This is a genomic window from Halomonas sp. 707D4, assembly GCF_024158685.1.
Taxonomy (GTDB): domain Bacteria; phylum Pseudomonadota; class Gammaproteobacteria; order Pseudomonadales; family Halomonadaceae; genus Vreelandella.
Genome location: NZ_JAMZBD010000077.1, coordinates 1 through 9,542, shown reverse-complemented (window position 1 = coordinate 9,542; position 9,542 = coordinate 1). Strand labels below are relative to the sequence as shown.

Genomic DNA, 9,542 nt, shown 5'->3' with positions numbered 1-9,542 from the left:
GTTCTCCATCGCCAGCTGCTCGATGGAGGCCTTGTCTGCCTGGGCCGGTACCTCGAGGCGGGCGCGCAGCTTGCCGTTGACCTGCACCACGAGCTCGAGGCTTTCGCGGGTCAGCGCCGTCTCGTCCACCGCAGGCCAGGTCGCCTCGATGGCGGGTTCGCTGTGGCCAAGCTGTTGCCACAGCGCATGGGCGATGTGCGGGGTGATCGGCGCAAGGATCAGCACGCAGGCCTCGAGCGCTTCGCGGCTCACGGCAAGACCCTGGGCGGAGGTATCGTCGAACTTGGCCACGGCGTTCGAAAGCTCCATCACCGCGGCGATGGCGGTGTTGAAGGTGGTGCGCCGGCCGATATCGTCGCTCGCCTTCTTGATCGTCTCGTGGGTCTTGCGCCGCAGCGCCTTCTGATCGTCGTCGAGTGCGGCGGTATCGAGCGAGCCGGGCGTGCCGGCCTCGAGATGCTCCTGAACCTGACGCCAGATGCGCTTCAAGAAGCGATGCGCGCCTTCGACGCCGGAGTCGGACCACTCGAGCGACTGCTCCGGCGGGGCGGCGAACATCATGAACAGGCGCACGGTATCGGCGCCGAAGCGATCGATCATCGACTGCGGATCGACCCCGTTGTTCTTGGATTTCGACATCTTCTCGATGCCGCCCATCTCGACCGGCTCGCCGTCGCTCATCAATACCGCGCTGACCGGGCGGCCCTTGTCGTCGCGGGTGACGTCCACGTCCGCCGGGTTGAACCACTGCTTGCCGCCGTTATCCTGCGTGCGGTAGTAGGTCTCGGCGATCACCATGCCCTGGGTGAGCAGCTGCTGGAAGGGCTCGTCGCACTCGACCAGGCCGAAATCGCGCATCAGCTTGTGGAAGAAGCGCGCGTAGAGCAGGTGCAAAATGGCGTGCTCGATCCCGCCGATGTAGAGATCCACCGGCAGCCAGTAGTTGGCGCGCGCGTCGAGCATGGCATCGTGATTGTCGGCGCAGGCGAAGCGGGCGAAGTACCAGGAGGACTCCATGAAGGTATCGAAGGTGTCGGTTTCCCGCGTCCAGCCGTCGCCCATATCGGAAAACGCCGGCATCTTCTTGAGCGGCGAGCCGGAGGCGTCGACGGTGACTTCCATGGGCAGGTGCACCGGAAGCTCCTCGTCGGTCAGCGGCACGGTCTGGCCTTCGGGGCCGTACTTGACCGGAATCGGCGCGCCCCAGTAGCGCTGGCGGGCCACGCCCCAGTCGCGGATGCGGTAGTTGGTCTTCACCTCGCCGCGGCCCATCTCGGCAAGCTTCGCCGCGATGGCCTCGAACGCCGCCTCGAACCCGAGGCCGTCGAACTCGCCGGAGTTGATCAGCGTGCCGTGCTCGGTGTAGGCGGCAGCCGACAGATCCGGTGCGCTACCGTCTTCACCGGCGATGACCGGCTTGATCGCCACACCGTACTTGGTGGCGAACTCCCAGTCGCGCTGGTCGTGGGCGGGCACCGCCATGACAGCACCCGTGCCGAACTCCATGAGCACGAAGTTGGCCACGAACACCGGCACGCGCTCGCCGGTGATCGGGTGGATCGCGCTGTGGCCGGTGGCCATGCCGAGCTTCTCCTTGGTCGCCATCTCGGCTTCCGAGGTGCCGCCCTTGGCGCACTCGTCACAGAAGGCGGCAAGCGCCGGGTCGTGCTCGGCGGCGGCTTTCGCCAGCGGATGCCCGGCGGCCACGGCCACGTAGGTCACGCCCATCAGCGTGTCCGGGCGAGTGGTGTAGACGGACAGCGGCTCGCAAACCTCGCCGTTGCGGCTTTCGATGTCGAAGGCGAGCTCGACGCCTTTCGACTTGCCGATCCAGTTGCGCTGCATGGTCTTGACCTGCTCGGGCCACTCGACCTTGTCCAGATCCGCCAGTAGCTCCTCGGCGTAGTCGGTGATCTTCAAGAACCACAGCGGGATTTCCTTGCGCTCGACGAGTGCCCCGGAGCGCCAGCCGCGGCCGTCGATCACCTGCTCGTTGGCCAGTACCGTCTGGTCCACCGGGTCCCAGTTGACCGTGGACATCTTCTTGTAGACCAGGCCCTTGTCGACCAGCTTGGTGAAGAACCACTGCTCCCAGCGGTAGTAGCTGACGTCGCAGGTAGCGAACTCGCGGCTCCAGTCGTAGGCGAAGCCCAGCGCCTTCAACTGGTTGCGCATGTAGTCGATGTTCTGGTAGGTCCACTCGCCCGGTGGCACCTGATTCTGGATGGCGGCGTTCTCCGCCGGCATGCCGAAGGCGTCCCAGCCCATCGGTTGAAGGACGTTCTTGCCCTGCATGCGGTGAAAGCGCGAGACCACGTCACCGATGGTGTAGTTGCGCACGTGGCCCATGTGAAGCTTGCCGCTGGGGTAGGGGAACATCGACAGGCAGTAGAACTTTTCGCGGTTGGCGTCCTCTACCGCCTTGAAGCACTGGTTCTTGTCCCAGTACTGCTGGGCGTCACGTTCGATCTCACGAGGGCTGTAGTGTGCATCCATCGGTTTTTTCAATGCCTTGGCGTAAGTCGCCCCTGCGGGCGCGGTATGAATGAGAATGACATCTGTCAGACAAGTAGGCTCGATTGTATCCTATGCTGATAAAACCTTGAACGGTTAGCCGCCTATGGTGGCCACGCACGTCAAGCGCAACATCGAAGGCGGTATTGAAAAAGGAGAGCGACCATGGAACGACACAACGATCACCGGCTGCGCGAAGGCTACGAACGCCTACTGGAGCGCATGAAGGATGGCGCCCACGAGCTCACCTGGACCAACCTGCAGAAGGATCTGGACGACGCCGTGGCCTTCGAGGCCGAGTTCGAGGAGTACACCAAGGACGAACTGGCGCTCTTGCGCGCCTGGGTCGAGCGCGATCTCAAGGACATGCGCCACTACATGGCGGATACCGGCAAGCAGGTCGCCCAGTGGCTGGGCGTCGACATCGACACGCTGTCGCGGCGGGTGGCGGAGTCGCTCTTGTCGATCGCCGATCGTAGCGTGGTCGAGCGCGAGCGCTTCGAGGACGACCTGGAAGCCGCCCGGGCCGACTACTGCGAAGGTGAGGTGGCCGCTCCCGGGCTCATGGCCTGCGTTCATTGCGATGCCCAGGTGATGCTCGAAAACGTTGCGCGCCTCGAGCCCTGCCACCAGTGTGGCCACCGCTACTTCTACCGCTTCCCGAACAAGATCGTCGAGACCTGATTCTTCTCAGGCGCCGACCAAGCCCAAGCCTGCGATCGCGCCCAGCGAGAGCAGGCTCATCACCCCCGCATAGACCAAGTTGTTGCGCATCATCGCATAACTACCCACGCCATAGCGCCCCTGCAGCGAAAGGTTGATGCCCGAAAGCGGCCCGACGCTGGTCCCCACCGACCAGGCGCTGAGCGCCACGAAGGCGAACAGCGTCTGCTCGCTGGCGGCAAGCTCGAGCACCGAGGCCAGTATCGAGATACCGATGATCGGGTGAAGCCCCGCCAGCGCGCTCAGCGTGATCGCGACAAAACTCCCCATGGCCTGAGGCGTGCCGAAATGCGCGAACAGCGTCCAGTTCTCGCCGGCGGCGGCGTTGACCAGCGTGGAGAGCCCGGTGGTCAGAAGCCCCGCCGCCAGAAACAGCGAAAGCTCGCCGCGCATGGCGGGCAGGCGATTGAACGTGTGCAGGCGTACGCGCTTGACGGTCTGAAGGGCGCCGTGACGCAGGTTGGCGAATACCGCCACGGCGGGAATCAAGAACGTGATGATGCTGACGATGGAGAGCGCCGGCGTCAGCCAGAAGTGAAAGAGCATGACGCCCGCCGCCATGCACAGCGGCATCAGAAGGCTTCGGGGCGAGAGCGAGAAGCCGTCGATCTCGGCGAGATCGAAGCGCCGGTCGAGCTCCACGGTGGTGAAAAGCCCCGACAGCAGGGCGAGCGGAAACCCCAGCAGCGCGATATGGCCGTACTTCACCTCCGGGGCGAGGGCGATCACCAGCCCCATCGAGGCGAAGAACGGTGACCAGAGCGCGGCGCTTGAAAGCCCCCGATTAAGCGCCAGATACTGGGGCATGCTCAACGGACGCCGGCGCGCGATACGATCCCCCACCATGAAGATGGTGGAAAGGTTCAGGATGGTGCCGAGAAAGTGCACGCCCAGCCAGGTACGCAGAATGCCGCCGCTGCCGGTCAGCCGCTTGCCCGAGGCCCGGGTGTTTTCCTGGGGGCCGATCAGCGATATGAAGCTCACCCCGACCAGCATCGCCACCACGAAGACGTTGCCCTCCAGCACTCGGGGCCACTGGATGCCTGCGCCATAGCCAAGCCGCGCCAGCGCCAGCATCGCGCAGGAGAGTACGATCAGCACCGCCGCCTGAGTTCGCGAGCGCTTGGGTATGTCTTTCCACAGCAGCGCCACCGCTGCCCAGAACAGGTAGCTCACTGCTTGGGTCGTCTCGGCCCAGGAAGTGAAACCGATGATCTGCGCGATCAGACCCGCGAGCGCCAGAACGCCTGCCAGGCGAGGCCGGGAGCTTTTTCTTTCCATGATCGATCCTTGGCTGTCGAGTTAGCAGGCTAATCGGACAGGCGGCGAAAGACCAGCAAAAGCCACGGTCGAAAAAGCGGGAGATTGGCGGTAGTTTTACCCCTTCAACCCTTGGCAAGCGTGAGCGCAATGAAACATCAACACATGGATTTCTCGTGGCTCGTCTGCGACGCCGCGCACCTCGATCAGATAAAGAAGGACCTGGTCGCGCAAGAGACGCAAAAAACCGACGACCCGGACCTGGTGGCAGTGGTCACCCCCGACGAGCGGCTGTTCGTCTTCGAGTATGGCGGTGGGCGTGCATCGCTGTTCTTTTTGCCCGAGGAGCGGCGTTTTCTCTCCGCCGGGCGCGAGATGATGTTCGGCGAGCTCGAGGAGCAGGCTTGGCTTTCCCAGTTCGCGTGCTGGAAGGATGGGCGCGAGCAGTGGCGGGTCTATCACGACCATATCGACCCGGACGATGTCGCCTCCTTCGAAGAGCGAGGTCGGCCGCCAGGCAACTACGCCGTCATCAAGAAGACACTGTCGCATATGCAGCAAGCGTCGCGCGACAACGAGGACCACCTCTACGCGCTGGCGCCGCTGCTCTCGAAGGACCTCACCGGCTACGGAGCCGAGGCCGAGCTGCCTCAGGGCAAGCTCTACAAGTGGGACACCCGACCCCGACCCAATGCGGTGGTGCGTTTTATCAAGCGGCTGATGGGCGGTTGATTGCGAGGGGCGGCACTGGCTAGCGCCTCGCTTTCTCGACGCGTTCGTCGAGGCGAACGCCATGAAGCGGTGCACCCCAGGATTCTTGCTGCTCGAGCAGCGGCACGACCGTCTGCGTGCGATCCCTTTCCAGGCTGAGATAGAGATAGCGATTGTAGATCGCCCAGGCGTGAAACGTCAGGAAGGTGACGACGAACCCCGCCACCAGCAGCTGGAGCATGGCCGAGTTCAGGAGCTGGGCGAGGATGGCGTCTTCCACCGCGTAGAAGGCATGCAGCCGTGACAGCACCATCAGCCACAGGGCCAGGGTGATCAGCGCCATGACACTGTCGCGGGCGCGGTACTGCCAGCCTTTGCGGCAGGCGTTATCGATGATCACGGGAGTCAGCTTGTTGCTCATGGAACATCTCTCCTCGGTCGGGGCTCTGCCAGGTGGCGAGCCGGCCCTTTTGACGACGCATCGCCTTGGGAAAGGCGACGATCACGGTGGTCATGTTGAGCAGCCAGTAGGCGAAGGGGTACCAGATGCTCCAGTACACGCACTTGAGAATCTCGCGGTCGTAGCGGCTGTCGATGTAGAAGCTCACCGAGAACTGGATGAAGCTGATGAAGACCAAAAGGCTGCCGAAATACGACAGCATCCCGGCGGTGACCGGAAAGCTCCAGGGCGAGAGCAGCGTCGTGACGAGCCAAGCCAGCATCAGCACCAGAACCGAGTAGCACCAGATCACGCTGACGATGTATTCGAGCATCAGGATCCAGAAGCGGCGGTTTCGCCAGCGCATGGTCTGGGTGAAGTAGCGCAAAAACACCTCGCCACCGCCCTGGGCCCAGCGCAGGCGCTGCTTGTAGAGCCCGCGCAGGGTTTCCGGCATCAACACCCAGCACATGGCGCGCGGCTCGTAGCGCACCTGGCCGCCGGCCAGCTGCAGTCGCCAGCTGACGTCGATGTCCTCGGTGATCATGTCGGTGCTCCAGCCGCCGATCTCTTCCAGCGCCTGGCGGCGAAAGGCGCAGATCACCCCGGAAATGGTGAACACCATGCCGTAGATGCGCTGGGCGCGCTTGATCAGTCCGATGATCGCCGAGAACTCGCCGGTCTGGATCTTGCCGATCGCCGTCGAGCGGGTGCGCACTCGGGGATTGCCGGTCACGCCGCTCACCCGGGGGCTGCTCAGAAAGTGGCTGACCATGAAGCCCACCGCGTCGTAATCGAGGATCGCGTCGCCATCGATGCCCACGATGATCTCGCCGCGAGCGCGGCTCAGCCCATGGTTCATCGCGCTCGCCTTGCCCTGATTGGGCTGGTCGAGCACCGTCAGGCGCGGGTGGGTCGCCGCCAGGGCGGTGAGCCTTGCCAGGGTGTCGTCGCGACTGCCGTCGTTGATCGCCACTACCTCCATGTCGGGATAGTTCTGCTTGAACAGGTGCTGCACGGTTTCATCGACGTTGAGCCCTTCGTTGTAGCAGGGCAGCAGCACCGAAACCGACGGTGCATCGGCCTGCCATTGAAAGGTGGTGGTGCGCGGCTGCTTGCGCTCCCAGTGAAGGTAGAAATAGACGCCGCCGCAGATCCAGATGGTGGCCATGACGCTTGGGTAGCCGAGCGTGAAGACGGCCAGGGAGTCGAGCAGGTTCATGGCAGCGCCCTGAAGCGTTGGCCGATGGAAAAGTGCGGGCGGATCACGTCGATCTCAGGGTGATTCTGCAGGAAGTCGTCCGGGTAGTAGCCGATGTGGCGAATGCCTTCCTCCTTGAGCAGGCGCACCCAGCCGGCGATCTCCTCGCTCGGTATCGGCGTCTGGGTGCGCCAGTCCTGGGTCTGCAGCTCGAACACCAGTTGATCGGCGCCGACACTGGCAAGCGCGCGCCGCGCGAGCGTTCTCAGCCAGCCTTCGGGATCGGCGTCGGCCCCTTCCATGTAGGGCATGGCCATTACCGCGACAAAATCGTAGGCGCGGGCGAAGCCAGGTGCGCTTTGCGAGAACCACTGCTGGCTTTCTGGGTTCATGATCGTGATCGCGTACAGGTTGCGCGAACTGGTGAACGCCTTGTTGTCCGACTGGCGATAGTAGTTGGCCGAGGCGAGAAGCTCCTGGGTGAAGTCCGCCAGAAAGCGCTCCTTGTAGTCGGTCCAGCGCTCGATCGAGCCCTCGCTCTGCAGCGCATCCAGGCTGCCGGGCAGGCCGGCGTTGACGTAGGCCCTGAGCGCCTCAATGCCGGCGTCCTCGTGATCGGTCAGGAAGGCGTCGTCGTGGAACAGCACGCCGTCGAACTTGGTCATGCGTCCGAGATCCTGGTAGATCTCATTGATGAGCCGGCGGTTGTCGGCGTCGAAGGGGGAGAGGCGGCGGTAGAGCTCCGGCGCCTCGCCGCCGGTGCGGTCGTTGATGACGTAGGCATGATGCTCGCCCAGGTCGAAGGAGAGTACCGGCATCCAGGCGTAGACCTTTACCCCGGCGCGCTTCTTGAGCTGCCAGGCCACGCGGTTGAATAGATCCGCGCGCATCGGCAGGTGGCGGTTGGGGAAATAGAGGGCGTTGGCTACGCCGTCGCCTTCCGGGTCGGCGAAGGCCTGCAGGTAGACCGTGGAAACGCCGTAGCTGTAGATGCGCTGGATCAGCCGGTCGAGGTTCTGCTCCTGCTGGACCGGATCCGGGTCATAGACGTAGTCAAGATCCACGTGGACGATGCGCAGCGCCTCGTTCTCCCACACGCGGTTGGCGAGGATCTCGTTGATCGTCTGCAGGCTGGTCTCCTGGTCGATCAGGTAGCGGTGAATGCTGTCGAGCGAGTCGCCTTCGCGGTTGGGCGAGCTCAAGAGGCTGAAGGTGTAGCGCATGCCGACCTCGGCGGCCAGGTCAAGGGTGGCCTGGCTGTACGCCCCGTAGGGCCACACCATCAGCCGCGGCGCGCGACCCAGATGTTCGTCGAACTGCGCGCGGGTGCGCGCCATGTCGGCGCGAATGCGCGCCAGGTAGTCGGTTTCGGACTCGTAGCCGCCCTGGCGGCTCCAGATGCTGGTCACCGCCGCGCCTTGCTCGTTGCCCTGCGGGTTGCCCAGCACCCCGTGGTGCAGATCAAAGGAGTGCGAGGCGATCTCCACCAGCGGCGATTCGTCGAGCTCGCGCACCTGCGCCCAGCTCAAGAACTGCTCCCGGGGCAGGGTGGTGGCCCCGTAAGGCACCCGACCGCCCTCGGGCACGTCGAGCCAGCTGCCCACCACCGCCTGCACGGCGGGAAAGTCGTAGAGCTTCAATAGCGGGAAGACGATGTCGTAGAAGCTCCGGTAGCCGTCGTCGAAAGTCAGGAGTACCGCCTTGTCCGGCAGCGGCGTGCGGCCTTCTCGGGCATCGAGGATCTGCTGGAAGCTGACCGGCTGGTAGCCCTCGGCTTCGATGAGGTTGAAATGCTCCACCAGCCGCGTGCGCGTGATGGTCTGGGAGTAGAGCGTTCTATCCGGTGTGACCTGGGAATCCACCACGTCGTGGTAGCTGATCACCACGAAGTCGTTCGGAGCGCGCTGCGCCAGGGCCGGCAGGCTCGCCAGCAGTATCACCACGCCTGCGATGAGTCGTCGCCAGTCCATTATTGAAATCTCCATACGAAACCTGCGCTTAGGGTGTTGTCGTACTCGGGAATGCCATCGTAGACCGCGCGCTCCCGGGTGATGCCGTATTCGAGCTCGAAGCGTGGCGCGAGCTCGAAGCGGTGGCCGTAGCCGATCGACCAGGTGTTCTCGGCATCGACATTCTCCTGCCAGTGGCGCCCGGAGCCGATCGTCAGCGTCTGGGTGAACGACTGGCGGTAATCCAGCGGAATCTCGTAGTTCACCGACAGCAACCCGCCGAGATTCGCGTCACGCTCCGGGTTGAAGTAGCTCGCCGTCACGTCGTCGTTGAGCGAGGCGCTCGCCTGTACTTCAGCATCGATCTGCCAGCGATCCAGGTGATAGAGCGTCTCGCGCCAGTAGCCGTAGGCGGCGCGGCGCAGGTTGTCATCACTGAAGTCCATCGCCGATACGCCGATCGCTCCAGTGCCGCGCTCGTCGCGGCGAAAGGCGAGTTCGGCGCGGTAGCGATCGGCACTGACACCGTCATCGAGCGCGCGCAGCGGCGTATCCACACTGTTGATGTCGGCGCCGAGCGTCGCGCTGAGCTGGTCATCGAACGCGTAGCGAATGTCCACCTGGGCGAGAAAGTCGCGACCCAGCTGCGCGCCGGTGCCTGCCGCGACCACCACGGTCGCCGGGTGCAGGTTGATCTCGTAGCCCGCCATGGTGTAGCCGGCGCGAAGCTCTCGCTCGTCGAACT

At 64.0% G+C, this 9,542-nt stretch carries 7 protein-coding genes and 1 pseudogene; 2 read left to right on the top strand and 6 right to left on the bottom strand.

The window, feature by feature from the left end:
- The coding region (gene leuS / locus BIS11_RS05255) for a leucine--tRNA ligase (RefSeq protein ID WP_253585795.1) at positions 1 to 2,496 on the bottom strand (2,496 nt) is incomplete at its 3' end.
- A 183-nt stretch (positions 2,497 to 2,679) separates the two neighbouring features.
- Between leuS and BIS11_RS05250 the strand changes: the two genes are divergently transcribed.
- A complete protein-coding gene (locus BIS11_RS05250) occupies positions 2,680 to 3,198 on the top strand; it encodes a zinc ribbon-containing protein (protein ID WP_253422259.1) in 519 nt (172 codons plus the stop codon).
- A 6-nt stretch (positions 3,199 to 3,204) separates the two neighbouring features.
- Here the strand turns inward: BIS11_RS05250 and BIS11_RS05245 are convergent, their stop codons facing one another.
- Positions 3,205 to 4,518: a hypothetical protein gene (locus BIS11_RS05245; protein ID WP_253422257.1), complete on the bottom strand. Its 1,314-nt coding sequence runs from the start codon at positions 4,516 to 4,518 to the stop codon at positions 3,205 to 3,207.
- A 129-nt stretch (positions 4,519 to 4,647) separates the two neighbouring features.
- Here BIS11_RS05245 and BIS11_RS05240 point away from each other — a divergent pair, with 129 nt between their 5' ends.
- Positions 4,648 to 5,229: a hypothetical protein gene (locus tag BIS11_RS05240; protein WP_253585794.1), complete on the top strand. Its 582-nt coding sequence runs from the start codon at positions 4,648 to 4,650 to the stop codon at positions 5,227 to 5,229.
- Between the two features lie 19 nt (positions 5,230 to 5,248).
- Here BIS11_RS05240 and BIS11_RS05235 read toward each other — a convergent pair whose 3' ends face one another.
- The 4 genes and pseudogenes from BIS11_RS05235 to BIS11_RS05220 all read right to left on the bottom strand — a co-directional run.
- Positions 5,249 to 5,629 (bottom strand): hypothetical protein, encoded by a 381-nt coding sequence (locus BIS11_RS05235; RefSeq protein ID WP_253422253.1) that lies wholly within the window; start codon positions 5,627 to 5,629, stop codon positions 5,249 to 5,251.
- Positions 5,595 to 6,869, bottom strand: a complete 1,275-nt coding sequence (pgaC, locus tag BIS11_RS05230) for a poly-beta-1,6-N-acetyl-D-glucosamine synthase (RefSeq protein WP_253422251.1) — start codon at positions 6,867 to 6,869, stop codon at positions 5,595 to 5,597. The genes BIS11_RS05235 and pgaC overlap by 35 nt, the downstream gene beginning before the upstream one ends.
- Positions 6,866 to 8,818 (bottom strand): poly-beta-1,6-N-acetyl-D-glucosamine N-deacetylase PgaB, encoded by a 1,953-nt coding sequence (gene pgaB, locus BIS11_RS05225; protein WP_253422249.1) that lies wholly within the window; start codon positions 8,816 to 8,818, stop codon positions 6,866 to 6,868. The genes pgaC and pgaB overlap by 4 nt, the downstream gene beginning before the upstream one ends.
- Positions 8,818 to 9,542 (bottom strand): annotated as a pseudogene (locus BIS11_RS05220) (poly-beta-1,6 N-acetyl-D-glucosamine export porin PgaA); the annotation flags it as partial. The gene pgaB and the pseudogene BIS11_RS05220, both read right to left, overlap by 1 nt.